General features: G+C 43.7%; 24 protein-coding genes. 6 read left to right on the top strand and 18 right to left on the bottom strand.

The genetic code is table 11. The features are described from left to right. The 9 genes from KCTCHS21_RS04065 to KCTCHS21_RS04025 all read right to left on the bottom strand — a co-directional run bounded on the left by KCTCHS21_RS04065 (position 1) and on the right by KCTCHS21_RS04025 (position 9,945). Positions 1-594 (bottom strand): TetR/AcrR family transcriptional regulator, encoded by a 594-nt coding sequence (locus KCTCHS21_RS04065; protein ID WP_130605249.1) that lies wholly within the window; start codon positions 592-594, stop codon positions 1-3. A 103-nt stretch (positions 595-697) separates the two neighbouring features. After that, positions 698-2,446 carry a sensor histidine kinase gene (locus tag KCTCHS21_RS04060; protein ID WP_130605248.1) on the bottom strand — a complete coding sequence of 583 codons (1,749 nt, stop codon included), beginning with the start codon at positions 2,444-2,446 and terminating at the stop codon, positions 698-700. Positions 2,447-2,451: 5 nt separating this feature from the next. After that, the gene (locus KCTCHS21_RS04055; RefSeq protein ID WP_130605247.1) at positions 2,452-4,026 is read right to left on the bottom strand and encodes a response regulator; all 1,575 of its coding nucleotides are present in this window, start codon (positions 4,024-4,026) and stop codon (positions 2,452-2,454) included. Between the two features lie 77 nt (positions 4,027-4,103). Beyond that, entirely contained in the window at positions 4,104-5,828 is a 1,725-nt protein-coding gene (locus KCTCHS21_RS04050) for an extracellular solute-binding protein (RefSeq protein WP_130605246.1), read from the bottom strand. Positions 5,829-5,905: 77 nt separating this feature from the next. Then, a complete protein-coding gene (locus KCTCHS21_RS04045; RefSeq protein WP_130605245.1) occupies positions 5,906-6,793 on the bottom strand; it encodes a carbohydrate ABC transporter permease in 888 nt (295 codons plus the stop codon). A gap of 34 nt (positions 6,794-6,827) precedes the next feature. After that, positions 6,828-7,703 carry an ABC transporter permease gene (locus KCTCHS21_RS04040; protein ID WP_232058207.1) on the bottom strand — a complete coding sequence of 292 codons (876 nt, stop codon included), beginning with the start codon at positions 7,701-7,703 and terminating at the stop codon, positions 6,828-6,830. A 411-nt stretch (positions 7,704-8,114) separates the two neighbouring features. Continuing rightward, positions 8,115-8,480 (bottom strand): DUF1304 domain-containing protein, encoded by a 366-nt coding sequence (locus tag KCTCHS21_RS04035; protein WP_130605243.1) that lies wholly within the window; start codon positions 8,478-8,480, stop codon positions 8,115-8,117. Between the two features lie 50 nt (positions 8,481-8,530). Beyond that, the gene (locus KCTCHS21_RS04030; protein WP_130605242.1) at positions 8,531-9,304 is read right to left on the bottom strand and encodes a DODA-type extradiol aromatic ring-opening family dioxygenase; all 774 of its coding nucleotides are present in this window, start codon (positions 9,302-9,304) and stop codon (positions 8,531-8,533) included. After that, positions 9,301-9,945, bottom strand: a complete 645-nt coding sequence (locus tag KCTCHS21_RS04025; protein WP_130605241.1) for an alpha/beta hydrolase — start codon at positions 9,943-9,945, stop codon at positions 9,301-9,303. Before KCTCHS21_RS04025 ends, KCTCHS21_RS04030 begins: the two co-directional genes overlap by 4 nt. A 152-nt stretch (positions 9,946-10,097) precedes the next feature. Here KCTCHS21_RS04025 and KCTCHS21_RS04020 point away from each other — a divergent pair, with 152 nt between their 5' ends. The 4 genes from KCTCHS21_RS04020 (at position 10,098) to KCTCHS21_RS04005 (ending at position 12,579) form a co-directional block, all read left to right on the top strand. Next, positions 10,098-10,655: a helix-turn-helix domain-containing protein gene (locus tag KCTCHS21_RS04020; protein ID WP_130605240.1), complete on the top strand. Its 558-nt coding sequence runs from the start codon at positions 10,098-10,100 to the stop codon at positions 10,653-10,655. Between the two features lie 184 nt (positions 10,656-10,839). Next, positions 10,840-11,664: a coiled-coil domain-containing protein gene (locus KCTCHS21_RS04015; RefSeq protein ID WP_130605239.1), complete on the top strand. Its 825-nt coding sequence runs from the start codon at positions 10,840-10,842 to the stop codon at positions 11,662-11,664. 80 nt (positions 11,665-11,744) lie between these two features. Further along, complete coding sequence (locus KCTCHS21_RS04010; RefSeq protein WP_130605238.1) at positions 11,745-11,960, top strand: hypothetical protein; 216 nt, start codon at positions 11,745-11,747, stop codon at positions 11,958-11,960. Between the two features lie 124 nt (positions 11,961-12,084). Then, positions 12,085-12,579 carry a L,D-transpeptidase gene (locus tag KCTCHS21_RS04005; protein WP_232058206.1) on the top strand — a complete coding sequence of 165 codons (495 nt, stop codon included), beginning with the start codon at positions 12,085-12,087 and terminating at the stop codon, positions 12,577-12,579. Positions 12,580-12,591: 12 nt separating this feature from the next. Here KCTCHS21_RS04005 and KCTCHS21_RS04000 read toward each other — a convergent pair whose 3' ends face one another. The 8 genes from KCTCHS21_RS04000 to KCTCHS21_RS03965 form a co-directional block, all read right to left on the bottom strand. After that, positions 12,592-12,843, bottom strand: a complete 252-nt coding sequence (locus KCTCHS21_RS04000) for a DUF6953 family protein (RefSeq protein ID WP_130605237.1) — start codon at positions 12,841-12,843, stop codon at positions 12,592-12,594. Positions 12,844-12,929: 86 nt separating this feature from the next. Continuing rightward, the gene (locus KCTCHS21_RS03995; protein WP_130605236.1) at positions 12,930-13,151 is read right to left on the bottom strand and encodes a DNA-binding protein; all 222 of its coding nucleotides are present in this window, start codon (positions 13,149-13,151) and stop codon (positions 12,930-12,932) included. Positions 13,152-13,321: 170 nt separating this feature from the next. Then, positions 13,322-14,398, bottom strand: coding sequence for a sensor histidine kinase (locus KCTCHS21_RS03990; protein ID WP_232058065.1), 1,077 nt, complete (start codon positions 14,396-14,398; stop codon positions 13,322-13,324). Beyond that, positions 14,388-15,086 carry a response regulator transcription factor gene (locus tag KCTCHS21_RS03985; RefSeq protein WP_130605235.1) on the bottom strand — a complete coding sequence of 233 codons (699 nt, stop codon included), beginning with the start codon at positions 15,084-15,086 and terminating at the stop codon, positions 14,388-14,390. The genes KCTCHS21_RS03990 and KCTCHS21_RS03985 overlap by 11 nt, the downstream gene beginning before the upstream one ends. A gap of 61 nt (positions 15,087-15,147) precedes the next feature. Continuing rightward, on the bottom strand, positions 15,148-15,738 hold the full coding sequence (locus KCTCHS21_RS03980) for a class I SAM-dependent methyltransferase (protein ID WP_179952657.1): 591 nt from the start codon (positions 15,736-15,738) through the stop codon (positions 15,148-15,150). Then, positions 15,722-16,414, bottom strand: coding sequence for a phosphatase PAP2 family protein (locus tag KCTCHS21_RS03975; protein ID WP_232058064.1), 693 nt, complete (start codon positions 16,412-16,414; stop codon positions 15,722-15,724). Before KCTCHS21_RS03975 ends, KCTCHS21_RS03980 begins: the two co-directional genes overlap by 17 nt. Positions 16,415-16,581: 167 nt before the next feature. Further along, complete coding sequence (locus KCTCHS21_RS03970; RefSeq protein ID WP_130605234.1) at positions 16,582-18,414, bottom strand: ABC transporter ATP-binding protein; 1,833 nt, start codon at positions 18,412-18,414, stop codon at positions 16,582-16,584. Then, entirely contained in the window at positions 18,395-20,137 is a 1,743-nt protein-coding gene (locus KCTCHS21_RS03965; protein WP_408621755.1) for an ABC transporter ATP-binding protein, read from the bottom strand. Before KCTCHS21_RS03965 ends, KCTCHS21_RS03970 begins: the two co-directional genes overlap by 20 nt. Before the next feature lie 169 nt (positions 20,138-20,306). Here KCTCHS21_RS03965 and KCTCHS21_RS03960 point away from each other — a divergent pair, with 169 nt between their 5' ends. Then, positions 20,307-21,005: a peptidylprolyl isomerase gene (locus KCTCHS21_RS03960; RefSeq protein ID WP_130605233.1), complete on the top strand. Its 699-nt coding sequence runs from the start codon at positions 20,307-20,309 to the stop codon at positions 21,003-21,005. Between the two features lie 762 nt (positions 21,006-21,767). Here KCTCHS21_RS03960 and KCTCHS21_RS03955 read toward each other — a convergent pair. Further along, a complete protein-coding gene (locus tag KCTCHS21_RS03955) occupies positions 21,768-22,436 on the bottom strand; it encodes a hypothetical protein (RefSeq protein WP_130605232.1) in 669 nt (222 codons plus the stop codon). A gap of 393 nt (positions 22,437-22,829) precedes the next feature. Here KCTCHS21_RS03955 and KCTCHS21_RS03950 point away from each other — a divergent pair, with 393 nt between their 5' ends. Further along, positions 22,830-23,624 carry a hypothetical protein gene (locus KCTCHS21_RS03950; protein ID WP_162309263.1) on the top strand — a complete coding sequence of 265 codons (795 nt, stop codon included), beginning with the start codon at positions 22,830-22,832 and terminating at the stop codon, positions 23,622-23,624. Positions 23,625-23,693 lie beyond the last annotated feature (69 nt).

Below are 23,693 nucleotides of genomic sequence, written 5' to 3'. Positions count from 1 at the left end.
TTAGGCTTCTTCTTTCTTACTGATCATTTGATAATAAGCACCCAGCATACCTGCCAGCATTCCATAAGCTTCATCATACTTAAACTCAGGGTCCGCAACCTTCTGCAAGCCCAAGCCATCAATGACAGCGTATAGAATAGATGCCAGTGTATCGGCTTGCTCCGGTGACACCTTTTCTATAGATTGGATCACGGCGCTAATATGCTGTTTTTTCGTGGTAAGCATTTCTTTCAATATTTCTTTAGCATTGTCATTCCGCAGCCCAATTGCCGACAGCTCGTAGCGAAGCCTAAACCATTCTGGCTCCTGCAAAGCCCTGCTCTTAGGCTCTTCAAGCATTCCCGCTATGCTCGTAATCGATAGTGGTTTACCGTCTAGAGCCAATGGTCCGAATGTAGCACAATACTTCTTTGTTTCCCGACGGAACACTTCAGCGAACAGTAAATCCTTGCTTGGAAAATAATAATTGATCAGGCCCTGTGCCACTCCAGCTGTATTCGCTATTTCCTTAGTAGAGGCTTTATCAAAACCCTTCTTAGATAATACGTCATAAGCGGCCGCAATTATTCTGTCTCTTTTGTCTGCATCTGTCATCGGCTCACACCCTGCATAGTATAGTTTTTGCAAACGGTAAAGTTGAATGAACGTTCAAACAGAATATTATCATTATCCTTCTGTTTTTGCAAGTCGCTTTTTCCTAGTTTGAATGCCTGTACTTAGGAAAACGAATTTGTACCTTAGTGCCTTCCCCAACTACGCTTTCAATGCTAACCCCGTAGCCTTTGCCGAATTGAAGCTTAATTCTTTGATCGACATTCCGAATGCCGTAGCCGATACCTTTCTCCGAAGGATCCAGCACCTGTTCAATCGACTCCTGCTTCATACCGAGACCGTTGTCCTGCACCTCTAAGCAAATGTCATTCCCGTCCACCCCGATTCGAATGATGAGATGAATCTCGTCATCGTACCACGCGTGCTCAAGCACATTCTCGACAAACGGCTGCAAAATAAATTTTACCGTATCCAACTCCAATAGGGTCTCGTCGATTTCGTAGGTTACAACAACCCGGTTGCCGAATTTGATCCGCTGGATGTCGACATAGGATTGTATAATTTGTAGCTCCTTCTCCAGAGAGATAATCATTTCTCCTTTGTTAAGCGTCAACCGGTAGAATTTCGCTAATTCACGTATCATTTCATGCATTTTCTCAATTTCCCCTAGCTTAGCCATTCGACTGATAGAGGAGAACGTGTTGTACAAGAAATGAGGATTCATTTGAGAATGGAGTACCTGAAGCTCGACTTCCTTTTTCTCCAGCTTGCTCAAATAAACCTCACTAATGAGACTTTCCATATTAGAGGCCATATCATTAAAGGCTTGCCCGATTTGTGAAAACTCATCCTTGCCCGGTACAACCATCCGCTTGTGGAAATCCCCTTCCTTAAAGGCGGTCAAGGATCGGATCAGCTTCAGGAATCTCTTAGAGAAATAGCGAGACATAAGCCAGCTAATCAACGTGAGTACCAGGAGACTCAGCATACAAATGAGAATGGTAAGATTACGAACCTTCTGTGAGTTTTCTTGGAAGGATGACGTAGGTACCCAAGCAATGATGCTCGCATCCATGTTGGAAATCTTCTGCTTAATCTGCATGTATTGATTAGGCTGGCTAACATATCCGCCCTTAGCCCCCGACAAGAGATTAGATTCGCTATCAACCCGCGAGCTTGCATAAAGCAGCTGATTGTTGCCGTCAACGACAAAAAGTAGACTATCCTTACCTAGCTTCGTAAAATCAACATCGTAAAAAATATCTTTCAAATTCACATTCATCTTAATGAGTCCGATAGGCAGCAAGGTCTCATAATTAATAACAGGACGTACGAACGAGATCTTGCCGTTAGTAACGTCGCTCTCGATCTGTATCCACTCCTGTGTCTCATAATTCAACTTCAGAGACTTGTACCAGATTGCATTTTCAATTCTGTTAATATGATATATCGAGTACTGGCGCCCTTCTCCTTCGCTAGGCTTACGATCATCGTAATAGAATTCACTAATATTCGTATTATTCAAGTATATGGACAGCTTCGCGTCGAGAAAGGGCAAATTGACCGCAGATTCTATCTTCGGCAAAATGTATTGCGTCATGATCTTATATTTTTCGTAGTCCAAATAATAGCCGGATAATATGCGGGATAACGATTGATCCGCAAAAATATCCTCCGACCCGCGAATGACATCTGCCAGGCGGAAGTCCACGTTGCTGCCGATCTGCTTAACAGCGATCTCAAGATTGCTTCGGGTATGCTCCTCGCTTGAATTAACCGAGGTAATATAAGCATAGGTTCCGATAACAATAACGGGTGTCAGGACGAGCAGCAGATAGGAGATGAGCAGTTTATACCTCAATGGGATATAAGCATCCGATTTTCTTAGGATCAAAGGAATCAAACCTGCTTTCGATAGTCTCCTGGAGTGATGCCGAAATGCTCTCTAAACAGCCTGCTGAAATAGGCTAAGCTTTTGTATCCAACCTTGTCAGCAACCTCGTATATTTTAAGCAAAGGATCTTGAAGCAGGGTTTTGGCCATTTCCATCCGATTGCGTACCAAATATTCGTTAAAGCTCTCACCTGTCTGATCCTTAAACAAAAAGCCCATATGATTCGCCGAATAGGAAAATTTGTTAGCTATTTCCCTTAAAGTAAGCTCGTCTGCGAGATGATTCTGAATATACTGCTCGATTGGTCCGATCAGACGGTTACTCTTGTTCTGCTTCTTCAGAAATAGCCGTTCTGATATTTCGAATAACGTCTTGCGAAGCCATGACTTAATATCGTCAACCGTTTCGAATTGTCTAATCACTTCCAGATGCTCGAAGCCCCACCCAAGCAGACTTTCGAATGTCTCTTTAACTGTATTTAAATAAGCCTCTAGCTTGGAGGTGATGTGTATGGAGAAGCTATATACTTTCACTGGATGCTCGAACGTTCTTACATTATCGAACAAGTCGTCCATACAATCGCAAATTTTCACGAGATCGTATTGGGCAACTGCGCCGAACATAGCATCAAGAATCACGTTCAAATCTTTAGCGTCCTTAACGATCTGCAGCTTAGAAAGCGTTGGCGGTATAATGCGGTTCTTGCCTAGAAACATCTTATTCCCAATAAGCTCCTTCGCCTGTATGAAGGAACGAGAGATGCCATCTGGAAATGTTGCCACATCCCCATAACTAGAGGTAAGGGTAAATAAGGTATTATCCCGAACGTATTGATTCAACTCTATTAGAATGTCTTCCAAGCTCGAGGCTTTGCCTGTATAAATAAATGCGATTTGTGAAGGGGACATCTCGCACCACGGACCAAGCTTACGCTCCTTGATATAGGTGGTCATTTGCCGCATCGTACGAACTAATTCCGATTCCCCATTTTCGATCAATTGCTTGTTTTTCCAAAGCACATCGTCTAATTCCAGAACAACAGCATTAGCCTGCGCCCCTATAGCTATTTCCAATGGATGACGCTCAAGAAATGCTGGCAGCGCCTCACCGTTAAATTTTCCTTCCAGCAAATGCTGTAGGAAGTCACTCTTAACAAACTCGAATGATTGTGTAAAATGAGATTCATCCTGCTTCTTTTTCCGTTCTGTATTAATATCTACTACAACTTTACTGAGCAGCGCCGCAATCTCATTATCATCGACTGGCTTAAGAATATAGCCATCAGCCTTGAGATTAAGTGCCTCCTTGGCGTATTCGAAATCCTGATAGCCGCTAATGAATATCGTTCTAAGATTCGGATTTTTCTCCAGCGCCTTACGGGATAGCTCAAGACCGGTTAGTACTGGCATTTTGATATCGGTTACAAGAATATCTATTGGATGATTATCAATATAGCTTAAAGCAGCAAGGGGTCTATTCTCACTACAAACAACCTCAATACCGAGCTCCTGCCAAGGTATAAGCTGGCGAAGTCCTTCAAGGTCGTATTTCTCGTCATCTACTAATACAGCTCTATACATGAACATGCGCTCCTTCATGGAGAAAAGAGAGGGTATATTGAGTATACCCTCTCTTAACGCTTAGTTATAGATAAAACTTATTGTCCTTGTAGCTTTTTCAAGTTTGCTTGCCATACATCCGTCTTCCACTTCAGTACTTTGTCGTATCCGATCTTCGTTGCTTCTTGGTCAGCTTTATCAATCAAGCTGAGTACTTCATCATCACTCTTCGCAAAGAAGATTTTAGGAACAAGCTGCTTGTAGTGATCCTTCAAGCGTTGTAGGATAATGCCTTCTTCAGAAGTCGGAGACGGATCAAGATTTGAGAATTGTGTAATATCCTTAGAAGTCTTAAATGAAACATTCGCTTGACCTAAAGTCGTCCAATCTTGTGCTTCCAATGGCAGCAATTTCTCACGCTTGCCCTTAGTAGAATCTACGTAAGCTGTGTTTCCAGACCAGTTGAACTCCCCGATCTTAAGCTCATCATATTTCTTACGGTCACGATTGATATAAGCATCGTTAGGGATTGGAACGCCATCTTCTACTTTATCATAGAACAATCCTTCAGGACCGAAGAACAATACTTGTTGTCCTTGTGGGCTAGAAGCCCAGTTGTAATAAGCGAAAATAGCTTCAGGATCTTTAGCATTCGTAGTAATAACGTTTACGTTCCAGCCTAGCGTGTTAAAACCAGATGGATAAATCTTGTTCTTATCTACGCCGCTTTTGTGAACTGGCCAGATAACCTCGTAGCCGTCTTCTGGATCTTTTGCTGCCAACACATTGTTTGCCTCACGGCCAATTCCTTCAACAACGGCATCATAGGCGCCGAATACCGCGATCTGACCCTTCAACAGCTTTTCTTTAATTTGATCCCGAGTCTGTGTGAACATGTCGCTCGAGGTCAATCCTTGGCGGAACAATTTACTGCTATATATGGCTGCATCTTTAAATGCTTGATCCTTGAATACGGAATTCAATGTATTTCCGTTCGGAACACCGAAGATTTGCCCAGTACCCGGGGAAATAAAGCTTGGCGTAATATCTTCAGCAGATCCGCTGAACAGCATACCTAGCATTTGCACGTCTACTCCATCACGGACTTCGCCGAAATCGAGAGGTACAACGGTAGGATACTTTTCTTTAACCTGCTTCAGATAAGCTTCAAGATCATCCCATGTTTCAAGGGCTGGCGAGCCAAGCGCCTTGTAAATTTTCTTCTCGACGAGATAAGCAGCGTTTCCGTTACCATTCTCACCGTTAATAAACCAGTTTGGTAATTGATATAATTTGCCGTCGCTGCTGCGAAGCATGTTAAGTGTTTGTTCGCCAACAGTCTTTACATACTCTGGATATTTCTCGAGAAATGGATCAAGAGCTACTAGCTTGCCAGCTTCCTGCAAGCGTTCAACGTCTTTACCACGATCAAGCACGATAACATCTGAAAGACCGTTAGATACGATCATAGCGTTTAGCTTTTGAGCTGCTGCCCCATTAGATTGAACAGGCTCCAGCGTTACTTTCAAGTTATCAGTAATCCATTTAGCTTGAGGACGTTCTTCCCATGTTGGTGCAGTGTACCAATCATAATTGACGAATAAGGAAAATTTAACAGGTTTTACTTTCGCTTGCACATCACCCGCTACCTCTGGGCTAGATGTTTCTTCGGGTGTGCTTTCCGGCGAGCTTGCATTAGGTGCACTCGCAGATTGGGACGGAGATGGACTACTATTTTCGTTCTTACTTGAACAAGCCGAGAGCAGCAAGCCAATGCTGAGTAGGCTGATCAGAAGGAAGCTTGCGCTTTTCTTAAAATTCATGTCGTTTCCCCTCTCTTTAATTCACATTATATATGTCATAAGCGGATGTCGCATGCTGACGCCGCGAATAACTACTTTTATTCTTTCAAAGACCCTACCAATGCGCCTTTGACGAAGTATTTCTGCAAGAATGGGTAGACGAATAGGATAGGCAATGTAGCAATCATCATCGTAGCCATCTGTAATGCTTTAACGGTAACCGAGTTCTGGACGGCGCTTTGAGCGTAGGTGTTCAAATTCGCAATCAAGGTCGCGGTTTGTCCAGCATTTACGATTTGTACTAATAGAGTCTGTAACGGTATCAAATTCTGATTGCTTATGAACACCGCAGGTGTGAACCAGTCATTCCATAAGCCAACTGCTGTAAACAACCCCAAGGTGGCGACAACAGGACCGGAAATCGGAAGCACAATGCGGAAAAACACACCGAAATTGGAGCAGCCGTCAATGCGACCAGACTCTTCCAAGCCATCTGGAAGCTCTGAAAAAAATGTGCGAAAGATAATCATGTTGTACACATTGACCATTCCATGAATGATCAGAAACGTGAATGTATCATATAGGTGTAGGTTATATACGAGAATGAAATAAGGGATAAGTCCACCGCTGAAATACATGGTAACTATACAAATGATCATGTATCCCTTCTTAAACACGATGCCTTTCTTGGACAAGCCATAAGCGAACAGCGCTGTGAAAAACATAGAAACTGCTGTGCCAAGAATTGTACGGCCAATCGTTACTAAGTAAGCATGGAATATATTCTTTTCCTTAAATACAATCTCGTAATTTTCAAATGTGAACTTCCTTGGCCAGAAGGTAATACCACCTATTGAGGTATCACTACCTACGTTGAAGGAGATGACCAGTGAGTTCCAGAATGGATAGAACGTTAGGAATGCTAGCACAAAAAGCAAGAAGTAAATGACGGTCTGCAGGACTTTATCAGAGAAGTTTAATTTCATATCATCGCTTCCATTTCAAGGAGATGGACTTACCTTACCAAAGACTTGCTTTCCCAAGCCGACGAGCAATGCCGTTGGCAAGAAACAATAATATGACGCTTAGAACTGATTTGAATAGACCAGCAGCAGTTGCATAAGAATAACGTTGGTTCATAATCCCCATCTGGTACACATAAGTGTCGATAACTTCGGCGTAAGGCATTACAATACCGTTTGTCAGGTTTTTCGTCATCAAGAGAATGTCCTCGAAGCCTGCGTTCAGAATATTACCGATGCCTAGAATTAGGAAAATGATAATAACCGGCGAGATACTTGGAATCGTAATTAAGAAAATTTGTTTGAATCGATTAGCTCCATCTAGTGCCGCTGCCTCGTATAATGCTGGATCAATTCCTGCTATTGCAGCTAAGTAGACGATGGAACCAAATCCAATCTCTTTCCATACACCAACGGAAACAAGAATTCCCCAGAAGTATTCAGGAATGGATAGAAAATTAATGGGCTTATCTATTAAGGAAAACTTCTGAAGCACATCATTTACAGGACCGTTGTCTGCCGACAGCATGGAGAATACTAAGCCAGATACGACAACCCATGAAATAAAATGGGGAATGTAGGTAACCGTCTGTACAATTCTCTTAAAGGCCATATTCCGTACTTCGTTTAGCATTAGAGCTAGAAAAATCGGTGCCGGGAAAGCAATCGCGAGCTTTAACAAGCTAATTGCTAACGTGTTTCGCATGATGTTCCAGAACTCAGGAGATTCGAAGAACATTTGGAAATGCTTCATTCCGACCCATGGGCTCGCGCCAAATCCCTTGAACAGATTGTAATCCTGGAAGGAGATGAGGACGCCCCACATTGGGATGTAGCTAAATACGATAATGAACGCCAGCGATGGAAGAATCATAAGTTGGTAGTCCCACTGGTTGATAAATCGTCTCCATACTCCGAGTTTCCCAGATCGGTCGGCCTTTCGTACTGGAGGTGTTTCATTATCGTGCAGAGGAGAAATCGTGTCGCCTTTCATTCCATCACCATCTTCATATTGTTTGTAGCTATTATGTTAAATGATGTAAGATTCGTTTTCTACGCAAGCGATTAACGATTGTTTGACTAAATCAACGGTATTCATTAATAATCGTTAATTAGTGATGGGTAGGCATGAAGCATTTCTGAAAGCTGATAGCGCAAAAAAGAAGCCCTCCGTAGCGGTATTTCTACCGACTTGGACAAGCTTCTTTTAGTTATCTATTAAGCCGACTTTGGCTATATTAGTGAACCATCGGTTCCTTATTTCGCCAGCTAACCCGACTTTTTATCATTGAGCAAGTAACACAAAGATCAATGCGGCTGCTGCAGGAACGCCCTGAACGATAAGGATCGATCTTTTAGCAGTAAAGCCCCCAAATACAGCAGCAACGAGGACACAGACAAGGAAGAAAATTTGAATTTGATAACCGAACGTTGTATTCGGATGCAGTAGACCCCATACAAGACCTGCAGCAAGAAACCCATTGTACAAGCCTTGATTAGCTGCAAGTGACTTAGTATCTTTTGCAAAGCTTTCGGAAGTGCCGAATCTTTGGCGAGTACTAGGAGACGTCCAAAGAAACATTTCCATAATAAGAATATACACATGCTCCAAAGCCACAATACCTGCCAAAATAGCTGCTGTAACTACCATTAACAATCCCGCTCCCTATTCTATGGATCAATAGCTCCTGATAGCTGCGATCAGTTAAACTGCCAGCAGCTTAAGCTAAGAGTGCCATATTGATAGCTACGATGCAACAGCTTTGCTTGGCGATTTCCATCCCCAGCACCCATAGCTAGTAACAGTGGGATAAAATGCTCATTCGTCGGCACGGCCTCCACTGCATACGGAGCTTGCGCCCGGTATTCGAACAGCGCTTGAGTATCCCAAGCGAGCAGCTTATCCTCAAGCCACTTATCGAAGGCTTCCGCCCATGCTTCAGCAACGTCTGCCCGCCAATTTAATCTACGTAAATTATGAACGGTACCTCCACTGCCAATAATCAGAACATCCTTTTCCCGCAGCTCGGCGAGAGCTTTGCCAATTCGGTATTGCTCCTCATTCGTATGGTACCGGTTGACCGACAAAGTAATAACAGGAATGTCCGCATCCGGATACATCAGCTTCAGAATTGCCCATGCCCCATGATCGAGCCCTCTCTCTACATCAATAGCACTCTCAATGCCATGCTTCTTAAAAAGCTGCTCTATCTCCTTGCTAACGGAGCCTTCACCTCTAGCTGGATAGGTCATCTCATATAGCTCATCCTGAAAACCAGAAAAATCATAGATAGTAGAGTACGTCGATGGCACGTCGCTAACCGTTTGTGTACGGCTTTCCCAGTGTGCGGAGAAAAGGACAATAGCCTTAGGCTTAGGGATTGTCGTGGAAAAGCTTTTCAGGAAAGTTGTATATTCAAGCTCATCAAGCACGAGTGAAGGCGCACCATGTGCGAAAAAATAGGATGGCATCATACTTGTTCACGCTCCTTAAACCATTTGATAATATCTCGTTGATTGTCTTCAGAGACACCATGATCGGTTGGATAGGTTTTGAAAGTGAGATATGACGTTAGTGTTTGAAAATAAGCGGCATTCTCTTCCCCGATTCGCAGGGGAAATACGGAGTCATATTGTCCATGAGATATAAATACGTGCACCTTGTCAGTACTTGAAAGTGGATACTCCGTTTTCACGAACTGAGGTACATATCCGTTCAAAGCTACTATGCCCTTTAATTGCTCTCCCATCGTCATCGCAAGCGTCATCGACAGGATAGCCCCCTGACTAAATCCGAGCAGATAACGCTGAGCTTGATCGATTGGATACTTTTCTGACGCGTATGAGATGAAGCTTTCCAGCTGTTTAATCGCTAAATCGAACTGCTCGCGGATCGGATTCCCTAAGCTTTTCAATTCATAATATTGAAATCCCGCTCCTAGAATGAAGTTTCCACGAATTCCGACAATAATAAACTCATCGGATAGCGATTCAACCAGACTAAACATATTGCGTTCGTTGGATCCTTTACCGTGAAGCGTGAAAATCGTTGGATAGTTGCGTCCAGGCTCCCTGTTCGGAGGCAAATGGATATCATATTCGTAAGCGATTGTCATGAAGGTGTCCTCCCCACTTTATATTTTATTACCAATAGAAAATAATATTTTATATAACTAATTTATATGTGTTCGCACTAGAAAGTCAATCAAAAAATTGTTAATATCAAAATATAGTTTGTATTACAAATATTTATGAGGAGATGGTTTCGATGGACATCGGCTCCACGATTCGGGCAATCCGAAAGCGAAAGAAGATTACCATTGCCCAAATATGCGAGGAAACGGGCTTGTCCCAAGGCTTTATGAGCCAGGTTGAAACCAATAAAACCTCCCCCTCCATTGCAACTTTAGATCATATCGCGACTGCGCTGAAAGTTCCTTTGACCTATTTGCTTATGAAAAAAGAAGAGCGAATGAGCATCGTCCGTAAAGGAGATCGCAAGATAACAACAAGCGGCAGCGAAAGCTTAAAGGTAGAGCATCTAGGCTCTTCGAAAAATATGAAGCTCCGTCTTGTGGAATTTCCACCTGGCGCTTCAACAGGGGAAGCTCCACACGCTCATCCTGGAGAAGAGGTTCATTTCGTTGTTAAGGGACAAATCATAGCAGAGCAAGGGGAAGACTCCGCCCGACTAGAAGAAGGGGATTCCTTCCGTTGGAATGCTTGTACACCACATAGGGTTGTTAATATTAGTGACGAGCTGAGTATCGTCCTTGTCGCAGTCTATATGGAAGCAGACAGCGAGCAGGATGAGGATTTCCTATAATTCGATTCGCAACAATATGAATCAAATACGCACTGTTCTCTTGACACTCTCTGCTCAGTTCGGTATATTGAACGGACACAACTGAATTTTCCACACTTACGACGGAAGCACCCGTAAGCAAAGGCTTTTACAAGCCTTTCTTGCAGGTGCTTTTTTGTCGTCCAAATCAAGGAGGGAATCCGTTATGTTACAAAGAAAAACAGCTTCATTTTTATGGCGTCTTGCGCTTCTGTGTCTGATTATGGTTACTATGTCTCCCCCTCTAGTATCGGCAGCTAAGCCAGAGTTAACCGCACCAATTAAAGAGGCCTTCGACAAAACCGCAGCTTCAGCGGATAAGACAACGGCTGCAAAGCTCAATGGGCTATACAACGAGCTAAGTAACCTACTTAAGCAGGATCAAGAAAACGAAACGAAGATCAAGGCCATCCATTACCGCAATGAAGAAGCTCTATTAGCTCTCCGTAAGCAAATTAGGGATATTAACGCAGATAAACTAACCAAGCTAGAGGCTCAGGTCAAGCAAACCAAAAATCGTTATAAACCATTATTCGAAACATACAGCTCTGTTAACAAACAAATTACCGTTGCGAAGAAATTAAAAAACAAAACATTAACCACAATGCTTAGTACACAAGCAGATGTATTAAAGCTATCCGTTAAGCTTGCTCGTGAGGATATTAAAAACAAGGAGGAAGCTTACAAAACTGCCAAGGGTGCTACTTCCCTGACGATCAAGTCAGCTCGGGACAAGCTGGACACGATCGATCCACTCAAGGTTCAGATTAAAGCTCACAGGGGGGCTATTAGCCTGCCTCGGACGAGCTTGTCTCCAGTATGGACTAATTTCAAACACGCGACTAAAAAAAGCGATATCCCAAGCACTCTTGATTCCCTCTCAACCCTAGTCATGCTCTCACGTCAGATTGTAGAGCAGCAGCAGAAAATTTATATTCTTGAAGGTAAAATAACTGACATTATCGTTAAGACCAAAGCTCAATTCCTATAATATGCATACAAGAAAAGGTATAATAGACATCTATAACTTACCGCAAAGTTAAACATGGCCATACGAAGGAGCCCTACATCATGTCACAGAGTATACGGCTAATAACCGATCAAGATTTTGAGGAAGCTATGCAGCGTCAAGCTCGCCTGCGTGTCTTTAAGAACGATCACATTATTGATACTAACGGGATCATTATTCGATTCGACCAGCAAACCGTCGTTGTCCAAGCAGGGGTTGGCGATCTAGCCTACCACTCCCGGGAAGCTTGCGAATTTTTCGAGCTGAGAAAACGTTAGATTCAAGAACACCGACTTTTCATTTAATCAAATAGCAAATAGCCTTCCCCCGCCCCATTGCTGCGACTATTTAAGAGTCTGCCTGCATATAGGTTAAAATAAAGGGGGGAACTATTTGCAACAAATGATGCATCGCTGTGTCTTGATCACCATCGTTTTTATTTTTATGATGCCCGCAATAACTAACGCCGCTGAGAGCACTAAGCTTAACAGCAAGTATACCGCTTATGAACAATTTATCGTCATAGATAAATCAAGCAACAAGCTGATGTATTACGCCAAGGGAAAGCTAGTAAAAGCTTTTTCAGTCGCAACGGGAAAGAAGCCCTCGTATACACCCGAAGGATTGTTTAAGATTCATGAGAAGATCAAAAATCGACCGTATTATAAGGAAAAAATTAAAGGCGGAGATCCAAAAAACCCGCTTGGAGATCGTTGGCTAGGTCTTGAAGTGAAGATCGGGAAAAAAGTAAGCTATAGCTATGCTATACATGGAAATGCGAATCCCAAGTCCATTGGGACTTACGCTTCTTTAGGATGCATCCGCATGTATAACAAAGAAGTTCAATGGCTATATGATAAAATCAAGGTGGGTACTCCCGTCCTTATTCAAAAATAAAGCAAGCTTATCCTACACTTTAATCGAAGAGGTCCATCCCCAGTAGAAGGCATCTCGATCCCAAGCAGCCTTACCACCGTGGCGTTTTTTGAAAGCTTTTTTAACTTCCTTATCGATTGATGCATGACCATTCTCATTAACGTAAATAAAATGTTCGCCGAAGTTGGTCTTAATGTAGTTAACAGCTTCTGCTTGATGCAAAATTCCGCTGTTTCTTAGCTCTGTAAACATCCAATCCGCAACCTCGTCAGCCGTAATGCTCATTCCTAATCCCTCCTTAGCCTTATACTGCAGGAAAGCCCCAACCTCAAGAGGTTGGGGTTATATTCAATGGGCGGGTAACCTCAATGTTACCCTACAATTCGATCAATCTCGCTTTTCAGCAAGAGGTAGCGATGTACGCTTCTCATGATCGGCATTTTAGTTAGCCCGTGCTTATCCACATATACTTTCATTTGGTCTTTGGACAGCCCCAGGAGGTTTCCTGCTTCGGTCAAGGTCAATACCTCTTCCGTGCTAGTCGCGTTAAAGGTTTTCTTGATTTTCTGGTTCCAGTCTTCAAATGCATTCATCGTTCAACAACAACCCCTCTGATCATTACCCGAATTATCTCGGAATACTCCCTCTAGTATAACATGAGTTTCCACTCATTATGATAATGGCACACTGAAGGTTCACAGATTTGCAACTTTTTCTAGTAAGCCAGAATGATTTCTGTGAAAAATACGGACGAACTCAATAATTAGAAATTGCTTTGCAGGGGGAGTTCCATGCCAAAGTAAAATTGTCCTGCCGAATGATTGAAATAGATTTCTCCACCGTGCAGCTCAATAATACTTCTCGTTATCGATAATCCCAAACCCGACCCGCTTGATGAGGTCGGGTTTGATCTGGAATCGTCGGCTTTGTAGAAACGCTCGAACAACCTTTCTTCTTGTACCTTTGTAATTGGAATGCCCTTGTTCTCAATGGTAATCCTTGCTTTCGCAGTTCTGCTGCCGTCTCGAAGAATCGTGAGACCTATTGAAATAAAACCAGGTTTAACAGTGAACTTCAATGCATTCATTAACAGATTATCGATCGCTCTCCTGATTTGCTCAGGATCTATTACCAAAAATAAGGATTGCGGGATTAAACCCGTCTCTAAAGAAACCTCATTCTCTTTAGCAAGAGGCTCAAATTCTACAATCATTTGACTGAGAAGCTCCCGAAGGTCGATCCGTTCAAGCTTCAGCTTTACTTCATTCGAGGTTAGACGTGTATACTCAAACAATTCATCTATGAGCATTTTTAATTGTATTGCTTTGTTATAGGCGTTCCCGACAAACCGTTCATATTCAGCCTCATCTTGATACGCTTTATCTTTAAGCAAATCCATGTAACCGATAATACTCGTTAGAGGCGTTCTCAAATCATGGGAAACGCCTGTAATGAGCTCCATTTTCGATTTCTCGGCCTGCCTTTCTTTCTCAATCTGGCTTTCTAGCTTTTCGGCCATCGCATTTATGTTTTCGGCTATCTTGCCTAGCTCATCCTCTCGTAGCATTGGAATACGATAATGTAGATTCCCTTGTGAGATGACGGTAAGTCCATCACCTAATGTCAATAAATAACGAATCGTCTTACGCGTTAAGAAGAAAAAGGTAAAGAAGAAGCCCGCAATGAATATCATTAACTGATACGGAAAAAAAGGTATGTCTTTAATAGGCACAGTGGCGGCTACAATGAACGCCAGCCAGAAACTAAGAAAAGACGCCCAAATCATTTGCACACGGATGTTTCTCTTCCCAGTGAGGAATGCAAGGAGTTTATTTTTCAATTTTATACCCCACTCCCCATACTGTCTTGATATAACGAGGCTGGCGTGGGTTTTCTTCTATTTTCTCCCGAATGTTTCGAATATGAACCATTACCGTGTTGTCCGAATATCCTGACGGTTCCTTCCACACCTTCTCGTAGATTTTATCTGCATGGAAAACTTGCCCCTTGTGACTGGCCAGAAGCTCAAGAATCGCGAATTCCAACGGAGTCAGCTGCACATCTTTTCCCCTTACGGTCACTTGGTGCTGTGCGATATCAATGTTCATCTCGTTAATAGATATGACGGATGCATCAATGCTTGGTCTAGTTATATAACCCTGACGCCGAAGCTGGGCCTTGACTCTTGCCATAAGCTCAAATGGACTGAACGGTTTGGTGACATAATCATCTGCTCCCGTCGAAAGCCCTGTAATTTTATCGATGTCCTCCTGTTTGGCGGACAGCATAATGATAGGAATGTTAGTCGTTTCTCGTATTTTCAAACAAGCCTTGATTCCATCCAGTTCGGGCATCATAACGTCTAAAATAACAAGTTGGACAGAATCTGCTTTCACGATGTCTAAAGCCTGATAGCCATTCTCCGCTTCCAGCACCCGAAACCCTTCATTTCGCAAATAAATATGAATGACGTCACGTATTTCGGAATCGTCATCGACAATGAGAATGGTATTCTTATTTAGCACCATATGATCACTAACCTCCACGAGGGTTGTCGTCTCTCTATTCTATACCGGGAGTAAATTGTAGTCATCCTTCTGACTCAACCCTTTGCCGACAAACATAGACGAACGCCGGGGGGAAATTCAGCGGGACAAAATAAATTCTCTCTATATTAAATAACTTAGCCATCTGCTTCCTCATCTGAAGTGAATATTGAAAGGCGACGAATAAACCACCTGGTTTCAAAGAGATTTCGATCTGTTCCATGAGTTGATCCCGGACCACTTGAGGGAAATTGTAAAACGGGAGCCCGCTAATGATGCAATCGAGCTGCTTCCCCCCTATCGTATCCCCATTCGACTTTAGAACGGGGAACAAATTAGTGGCATTTGCAGAACAGATAAAATCGGGGTAATCTTCCTTTAGCTTCCTCCTCATTCTGGCGTCTTTTTCAAACAAATACACTTTGGTGCTAGGACGTACCCTTTCAGCAATATATCTAGTTATGGCGCCAGTACCGGCACCTAACTCTGCTACAGCTTCAACGTTATCCCAAGGAATGGAACCGACCATTTTACTCGCCAGAAATTTCGAACTCGGAACGACGCTTCCAATCTGCTTCGGTTGAACGAGAAATTTACGGAGGAAGATACGAGTCTCTCTACTTATGATTCTCATAACGTCCCCCCTTAGCATTGCGGGTCGCCATGCGATTCTGTAAGAAGGGCAGGAGTCGCCCAGACAGCTCGAACACGAGCTTAGCCGCCAGCATACCAGCAATGACATCGGCGATAACATGCTGCTTTATAAACAAGGTGGAGGCAATAATACTCCAGGCTACCACGACAATCGGAATTCTAATTTTCCATCTTATAATAGAGGAACCCGCGATCATCAGCGTGCTCGTCAGCACATGAATGCTTGGAAAACAGTTGAATGGCTTATCGCTGGCGTAAACCAAGGATACAAGTTGATGAAGGAACCCATTTGGAGCAACCTCTGGCCGTGGCACCATCGTTTGGAAGCAGATGTAGATCAGGTCGCAGAGGATGAGACCCATGCAGAGAGCCAGCACCGTTTGGTAATACTTCTGCACGTTTTTTCGCAGAATGAGAACTAAAACACCCAACAGAAACGGATACCAAAGAACATAGGGAATGATAAATACAGGAATGAAGGGGGTACTGACGTCTAAAGAAGTTACTAAGGAATGAACATTGTCTCCAGAATGGTTCAACAGTTCATAAACGATGTTCAATAGTGGAATGACGAGTAGCCACAGTAGGGGTTTATATTGCACACTTCTCCTTTGTTTTCCTGAGCTTATTTTCAAGTTCAAATTCATGTTCATCATCTCCAGCTTCCTTGGATTACTTGATGAACACATCATAAGAAATAAAGATAAGGAACAACTCGTGGATAATCTGAAGAAATTATAAAGAAGGAACCCCACCCCATAGCGATTAAGCAAAAACAGCCCTCGCTGATCTTTGGGTTAGCGAAAGCTGTTTTTGTTGTAAACTACAGAAGCTGTCCATGCCCATAATAAAGCTCGCTGTAAAGATTACCTTTAGCCACCAGCTCATCATGTGAGCCTGCTTCAAGAAGACTCCCGTCTTTAAGGACAAGGATACGATCAGCCCTACGAATTGTATTTAAGCGATGGGCAATGACAAAGCTAGTGCGCCCTTCCATTAACCGCTGCAGCCCCTCTTGAATTTTTATTTCCGTAACGGTATCTATGCTACTCGTCGCTTCATCTAGAACGAGAATAGCCGGATCAGCAAGAATTGCCCTCGCTATCGCAAGCAGCTGCTTCTGCCCTTGGCTAATGCCGCTGCCGTCTCCTTGCAAAATTTTGTCATAGCCGCCCGGTAGCCGCACAATGAACGAATGCGCATTCGCTAATCTCGCAGCCTCTTCCACTTGTTCATCTGTCGCATCAAGTTTGCCATAACGTATATTTTCACGAATCGTCCCCTCGAATAAGAAGGAATCCTGCAGAACAAAAGCCATATGAGAACGAAGGCTCTCTCGTTTAATTGAAGTAATATCATGACCATCGATAGTAATCTGTCCACCATCCGCCTCGTAGAAGCGAGAAAGCAGCTGGATGAGCGATGTTTTACCGGCCCCGGTCGGACCAATAATGGCTATTGTTTCACCAGCCTGTGCCTTGAAGCTAATATCCTTAAGTGTCTGTTCGCTTTTATTGTAAGAAAACGATACATGAGAGAACTCGACTTCACCCTGAATGGCTTCAAGTGTTATTGCCGTGCTCTCATCCTTGTCTTCCTCTTCTTCATCTAAAATTTCGAATACCCGCTCCGCTCCTGCAATAGCTGACAGCAACGTATTCCACTGGTTTGCTAGATCATTAAGCGGGCGAGTAAACTGCCTAGCATACTCGACGAAAACAACGATAACACCTACGGTTATCGCTCCACGAATGGCCAGAATGCCTCCCACACCAGCAATGATGGCAAAGCTTATATTATTGAGCCCATTCATCAGCTTAGGAACAAACCCCGATATCGTTTGTGCCCAGAAGCCAGAAAGCCTGATTTGATCATTACGCTGACGGAACTCGCCAATGACTCTATTTTCTTGGGAGAAGGCTTTGACGATACGCTGACCAGAGAGCGTTTCTTCAATGTAGCCGTTCAACTCCCCTAAATTGCGCTGCCGCTCCTTAAACAATACGCCAGTTCTTCGTGTAATCCACTTCATCCCCACTACCATAGCAGGAACGATCAAAAATGTGAGCAAGGTAAGCAGTGGACTAAGAAAAAGCATTACTGTAACCGTTCCAATGAGAATGAGCACGCTAGAAAACACTTGAATCGCAGAGCTATTTAAGGTTGAGCTCACGTTATCCATGTCATTGGTCATACGGCTCATCAATTCTCCGCGCTGACGCTTGGCGAAGAACGGAATGGGCAACCGGTGTAGATGACCGAATAGCTCCACCCTCATCCTATAAACTGTCTCCTGAGATATAGTAATCATCCATATGCTCTGCAACCAGCCGATTAATGAGCTTAGAACATACACGGTTGCAAGTCCTGCCAGAAATAACACCCAAGGTGTGCCTCCCGGACCTGCCAAATAATGATCAATCGCCCTGCCGATCAAATAAGGTCCGAGCAAGGTTAGCCCTGAGCTCAACAAGACCATAAGCAGCACAAGACTTAGCCGTCCTTTGTGATGAGAAAGATATTTCCCTATTCGCCGTATGGTTGATTGCCAGTCTTTCGCCTTCTGCTTCTCGCGTTTAGTAGGGATCGTTTTCTCTAGGCTGATCACTGCTTTCGACTTCTTGTAGCGGAAGGGCTCACTTAGAGCTTCCCACATGCGACCCCTCCTCCCCGAATTGCGATTCATAGATGCGGCGATACAAAGAGTTATTTTCCATGAGCTGCTTATGATTACCCTGAGCTATGAGTCGGCCATCATCTAATAGTAGAATGAGGTCTGCGTTTAAGGTGGAGCTGATTTTCTGAGTAATGAGAATAGTTGTGCAAGACATACCTTGAAGTGCCTGCAGTAGTGCAGCTTCGGTCCGCACATCCAAAGCACTCGTGCTGTCATCAAGCAGCAAAATAACAGGCTTACGGATGAGTGCCCTAGCAATAGATACCCGTTGCTTCTGACCACCGGAAAGATTAATGCCCCTTTGCCCTAGCATCGTATTATAGCCGTTCGGAAGCTGTATGATTGTGTCATGGATCTGCGCTAGCTTAGCAGCCTCGATTACCTGCTCCATGCTTACATTGTCCATTCCCCAGGCTATATTTTCGCGTAGCGTCCCGGTAAACAACAAAACCTCCTGCGGTACGTACCCGATTGAATCGTGAAGAGCTCGCATATCAAGCTCATGAATATCACGACCATCAATTCGGATGACACCACTATTCTCCTCATATAAACGAAGAATAAGCTGTATTAGCGAAGATTTCCCTGAGCCCGTTGCACCCAATATAGCTACCGTTTCACCTGGGTTTGCACGGAATGAAATATCCTCTAGCACAGGAACCTCCATATCCGGATATCGAAAGGTAATGCTATCAAACTCCAAGCTGCCCTCTCTTATTCCGCCTGATACCTTCGTTGCTTCTGTTGCAGTACGCGACTCACTATCTGTCACAAGCACCTCATTAATACGTCCTGCAGAAGCGCGAGCTCTTGAAAATGTCGATATGAGCATAGATAGCGCTGATAGTGCGCCCGCTGTCCGAAGCGAATAGTTTGCAATGGCTACTACCTCACCGGTAGTTGCGCTGCCCGCTCGAATTTCTAGATTTCCAAACCATAGAACAGCAATAATCCCTGCATTCATAATAAGAACAATAAACGGCAAAGTGATTTCTGTTAAGCGCATAGCCGAGGTCGAGCTCTGCATTAATTGCTCACTATGTCGAGCAAATCTTGTTTCTTCCTGTTCCTTACGCACGAACACCCGTATAAGACGCATCCCCGTTAAGCTCTCCTGCATAACTCCGTTAACCCTATCAAGCCTCTGTTGAACCTTTTTGAATAGCATAGCCGCTTTTTTGACAATCCAAATAATAAATATGAGCAGCGCTGGCACTGTCAGAAGCAATAGAAAACCAAGCTTCGCATGCACAACCAACGCCATAATCATGCTACCTAAGACGACCAACGGCACACGCAGCATAAAACGAAGCCCCATGAACGTCGTATCCTGAACCTGTGTAACATCATTCGTTAAGCGAGTGATGAGAGAAGAGGTGGCGAATCGATTAAACACCGCATAAGAGAAAGATTGCATCTTATCGTAAAGCGATTCTCGGATGTCGTAGCCCAAGCTCTGGCTAACATGTGACGCGTAAAATGAGCTCAATATACCAGCACCGAAAGCAATGAGAGTTCCCGCCACTAGAACACCACTCCATAACAGCACGACAGAGCTATTCTGATACGCGATTCCTTCATCAATAATTTTGGAAATAAGCAAAGGCTGGACCAGCTCGACAGTAAGCTCAACCAGCATTAGAAAAACCGCCATCCAGGCAGCCACACGATATTTCCCAATAAAATAAAGAACTTGTTTCACTACGTGTCCCCCAGTGCATTAGGCGCTCTAAAGTAATCCGTGTCCGCAACTATGAACATTGTACTTCTATTTTACCCACATTTTAGTGCGACTGGAAACCCTGAAGGTGGATTCCGTGCTCAGCAAATGATATGATACAGAATGAAAAAGAGACAAGGGGACCTGATCCATGATTGCAAAAAACCGCTTGGTTGTTTCGCTGCTTACGATCTTTGCACTTCTGCTCATCTTAACAGGGTGCGGAGATAAGGAAAGAAAAAATAACTCAACAGATGCAACGGCTACCAATGGTAACGGCGCTGCACCCACACAGGAGGCTACACCAATGAGCGAAGTAGACACATCTGGCGATAACCCTATCGTCACTATTGAAATGGATAGCGGTAAGACAATTAAAGTTGAGCTTTACCCTAAAGTTGCACCAAATAGCGTAAACAATTTCATCTCCCTTGTGAAAAAAGGCTTCTACGACGGCACGATTTTCCACCGTGTTATTCCTGGCTTCATGATTCAAGGTGGCGATCCTGATGGAACAGGCATGGGCGGCCCAGGCTACTCTATCGCTGGTGAGTTTACTCAGAATGGCTTTGAGAACAAGCTTAAGCATACGGCTGGCGTATTATCCATGGCCCGTGCGCAAGATCCAAACAGTGCTGGCTCCCAGTTTTTCTTGATGGTAGCAAATTCTCCTCATTTGGATGGAGCATATGCTGCGTTCGGTAAAGTAATCGAAGGCATGGATGTCGTTAACGAAATCGTTGCTCTTCCTACTGGCGCCAACGACCGTCCAACAACACCACCAATTATGCAAAAGGTTACCGTGGACACTCGCGGTGTCGATGCTCCAGAACCGGAAATCATTAAGTAACAGCATTTAACCAATAGTTCCCCTTTATCTAGTACAAAAGCCTTCAACACCACTGTTTTTGTGGTTTTGAAGGCTTTTTTTATGTAGGCTCGCGCAGCTCTGATCCCCACAGCGCTCGAATTAGTCGGCATCTCCTCTTAACTCTCCACCTCCGCACCTTGCCACGCTCGAATTAGTCGGCATCTCCTCTTAACTTTCATCCTTCGCACCTTGTCACGCTCGAATTAGTCGGCGGCTCCTCTTAACTCTGCACCTTCGCACCTTGTCACGCTCGAATTAGTCGGCATCTCCTCTTAACTCTCCACCTCCGAACCTTGCAACGCTCGAGTTAGTCAGCATCTCCTCTTAACTCTCCACCTTCGCACCTTGTCACGCTCGAGTTAGTCGGCGGCTCCTCTTAACTATCTACCTCCGCACCTTGTCACGCTCGAGTTAGTCGGCGGCTCCTCTTAGCTCTCCACCTTCGCACCTTGCCACGCTCGAATTAGTCGGCATCTCCTCTTAACTCTCCACCTCCGCACCTTGCCACGCTCGAATTAGTCGGCGGCTCCTCTTAACTTTCATCCTTCGCACCTTGCCACCCACGAATTAGTCGGCGGCTCCTCTTAACTCTCCACCTTCGCACTCTGCCACGCTCGAATTAGTCGGCGGCTCCTCTTAACTATCTACCTCTGCTCCCCTCCACGCACGAATTAGTACGCGGAACCACTCATTTCTTCTCAGTCTTTCCTACAATATTGTCTCTCCTTTAATAGCCCATGACTACGTACGCTGATACAGCAAAGACGCCCCCTTTTCTGTTATCATAAACTCGTGACACCTAACACTCCCCCCGCCTAATGGGTATAACATATCTTTGAGTTCCAAATTCTTTATTATTTTTCTGCAAGCCTCCCTCTTAAGTTGAAGCCATTCACACGCTACCGGTAATTGAAACGGTTTATTACGTAAAATAGCGAATCTCATCAGCTCCCGCTCATAAACAGGTAAATGGTACAATCCTGATTTTTCAACACCTCCAATTCTCCCTATCAATTCGTACAGGTTCCTTTGACAAAATTCCGGCTTTTTCTCTAACTCGTCCCGACTATACGGAAAATAAGTGTACCCAAGTACGGCCACTGAGCGCGCTCGTGCCCTCTCAAATGAGAAGCGGTCTCTTGTGATCTTCTCAGCATGGGTGACGTAATGGTCTTCCTCGAACACTAATCTAAGCTGAGGGTGACATACATCTCCGTATATTTTTGTGCCTGAGAGACTGACCAACTCATACTCAAGAGACAACTCTTCAAAAGAACCGAAAACCGGCAAAAGCACCCCCTCCAACAGCTTTTTTGTACCCGTTAAATCCCTTTGGAGCATCTCCAGTCGTTGACCACTAACTCCCCGGACTTGCTCCTTCCAAAAGTCTGCATACTTCTTCTCAAACATCTCAACCACTCCTTCGAGGAAAATAAAAACGCCACCAGCTCCAAAAAGGAGTTAGTGGCGTGTGCTTCACGCGTATTTTCGTTAGTTATTACATTTAAGATATCAAATCCCCTGAAAATTGGCAATAGATAATCATTCTGATTCCCACAGAGCGGCATCTTGAGCAGAGCAGGACGGAGCAAAAATCAATCCACCTCTCAAAAAACATAGTGCTAAAGAGGTAGTTCAAATGGTATTATTTGAGCTACGACTATTTTCAGTAGGAGGTGGTTTATCAGAGTACATAGAAGTAGCATTCGGATTTTATATTTTATAAAAGGATGAATATACATGTATAAGCACGCAAGAAAATTAGATGTCTTCTTTATATTCCTAGCTTTGTCTTTTTTGTATATGAAATTATTCCACCCACTCCTTATTGGGGTTATTAATGTCGTGATGAATGAGGAGTATTATGGATGGTGGTCCTATACACCGACGCAATTCTGGTATCCGGTTGTGTTTTTGTTAGTTTTTACATGCATGCTGTATTTGGCCAAAAAGAAAAAATACGATATATGGAGCCGTTTATATGCTGCTATTTCGTACGGGATGTTTGGATACTTGATGTTTAATCTCTCCAGTATCCACCAACCATTAAAAATTATGAGCATTGTTATTGTGCCTTGTTTGTTATACGGCTGGTACTTCAGACGTACAACAAGACTGCTAAGCTTGTATATGCTTTGTTATTTCATTTATGCCATTTTACAAGCATCTTTCACATCTGTTTTGGATGGCGCTTTCTTGAAAGCGAGATTCGCCTATGCACTCTCGCAAGCACCCTTCTTTTATTTACACGATAAATTGATTTATGTATATCCATTTTTGTTTATCTTTACATTTCTCGTCTTTATGTTCGCCAGTGTCAAAGTTTCCTCTTCTAAAGGATACTCTGGCGACTATTACGGCGGGCGTGACGACGAAAGAAATCGTCACAATTCTTATGATGATGGTGACGATCTCGCTAAGAGAAAGCAAAATGATCGTGATAATGCAGCTATACAAGCGGATAACGCACGGATGTGGAATTTAGATCGAAACACGGTTGAACAATATGATAGCGATGCAGGGCGGTCATGGGGAGAAAGTAATAATAAAGACAGTGATTATAACTACCATCCTGAGCGCAGTGATGATGACGATTAAATCTAAGATACAGACAATGAAAGAGCCCAGGACACTCGGGCTCTTTCTTCATTTCAAAATTCCCCTCTG

This window comes from Cohnella abietis (assembly GCF_004295585.1).
In the GTDB taxonomy this organism is placed as follows: Bacteria; Bacillota; Bacilli; order Paenibacillales; family Paenibacillaceae; genus Cohnella; species Cohnella abietis.
The sequence above is the reverse complement of the archived record's forward strand: the minus strand, read 5'-3'. Positions and strand labels throughout refer to the sequence as shown.

Coding starts and splice junctions, on each gene's coding strand:
- KCTCHS21_RS04065 (WP_130605249.1), bottom strand. CDS start 594: ATGACAGATGCAGACAAAAGAGACAGAATAATTGCGGCCGCTTATGAC.
- KCTCHS21_RS04055 (WP_130605247.1), bottom strand. CDS start 4,026: ATGTATAGAGCTGTATTAGTAGATGACGAGAAATACGACCTTGAAGGA.
- KCTCHS21_RS04050 (WP_130605246.1), bottom strand. CDS start 5,828: ATGAATTTTAAGAAAAGCGCAAGCTTCCTTCTGATCAGCCTACTCAGC.
- KCTCHS21_RS04045 (WP_130605245.1), bottom strand. CDS start 6,793: ATGAAATTAAACTTCTCTGATAAAGTCCTGCAGACCGTCATTTACTTC.
- KCTCHS21_RS04040 (WP_232058207.1), bottom strand. CDS start 7,703: ATGATTCTTCCATCGCTGGCGTTCATTATCGTATTTAGCTACATCCCA.
- KCTCHS21_RS04035 (WP_130605243.1), bottom strand. CDS start 8,480: ATGGTAGTTACAGCAGCTATTTTGGCAGGTATTGTGGCTTTGGAGCAT.
- KCTCHS21_RS04030 (WP_130605242.1), bottom strand. CDS start 9,304: ATGATGCCATCCTATTTTTTCGCACATGGTGCGCCTTCACTCGTGCTT.
- KCTCHS21_RS04025 (WP_130605241.1), bottom strand. CDS start 9,945: ATGACAATCGCTTACGAATATGATATCCATTTGCCTCCGAACAGGGAG.
- KCTCHS21_RS04020 (WP_130605240.1), top strand. CDS start 10,098: ATGGACATCGGCTCCACGATTCGGGCAATCCGAAAGCGAAAGAAGATT.
- KCTCHS21_RS04015 (WP_130605239.1), top strand. CDS start 10,840: ATGTTACAAAGAAAAACAGCTTCATTTTTATGGCGTCTTGCGCTTCTG.
- KCTCHS21_RS04010 (WP_130605238.1), top strand. CDS start 11,745: ATGTCACAGAGTATACGGCTAATAACCGATCAAGATTTTGAGGAAGCT.
- KCTCHS21_RS04005 (WP_232058206.1), top strand. CDS start 12,085: ATGATGCATCGCTGTGTCTTGATCACCATCGTTTTTATTTTTATGATG.
- KCTCHS21_RS04000 (WP_130605237.1), bottom strand. CDS start 12,843: ATGAGCATTACGGCTGACGAGGTTGCGGATTGGATGTTTACAGAGCTA.
- KCTCHS21_RS03995 (WP_130605236.1), bottom strand. CDS start 13,151: ATGAATGCATTTGAAGACTGGAACCAGAAAATCAAGAAAACCTTTAAC.
- KCTCHS21_RS03985 (WP_130605235.1), bottom strand. CDS start 15,086: ATGGTGCTAAATAAGAATACCATTCTCATTGTCGATGACGATTCCGAA.
- KCTCHS21_RS03980 (WP_179952657.1), bottom strand. CDS start 15,738: ATGAGAATCATAAGTAGAGAGACTCGTATCTTCCTCCGTAAATTTCTC.
- KCTCHS21_RS03975 (WP_232058064.1), bottom strand. CDS start 16,414: ATGATGAACATGAATTTGAACTTGAAAATAAGCTCAGGAAAACAAAGG.
- KCTCHS21_RS03970 (WP_130605234.1), bottom strand. CDS start 18,414: ATGTGGGAAGCTCTAAGTGAGCCCTTCCGCTACAAGAAGTCGAAAGCA.
- KCTCHS21_RS03960 (WP_130605233.1), top strand. CDS start 20,307: ATGATTGCAAAAAACCGCTTGGTTGTTTCGCTGCTTACGATCTTTGCA.
- KCTCHS21_RS03955 (WP_130605232.1), bottom strand. CDS start 22,436: ATGTTTGAGAAGAAGTATGCAGACTTTTGGAAGGAGCAAGTCCGGGGA.
- KCTCHS21_RS03950 (WP_162309263.1), top strand. CDS start 22,830: ATGAAATTATTCCACCCACTCCTTATTGGGGTTATTAATGTCGTGATG.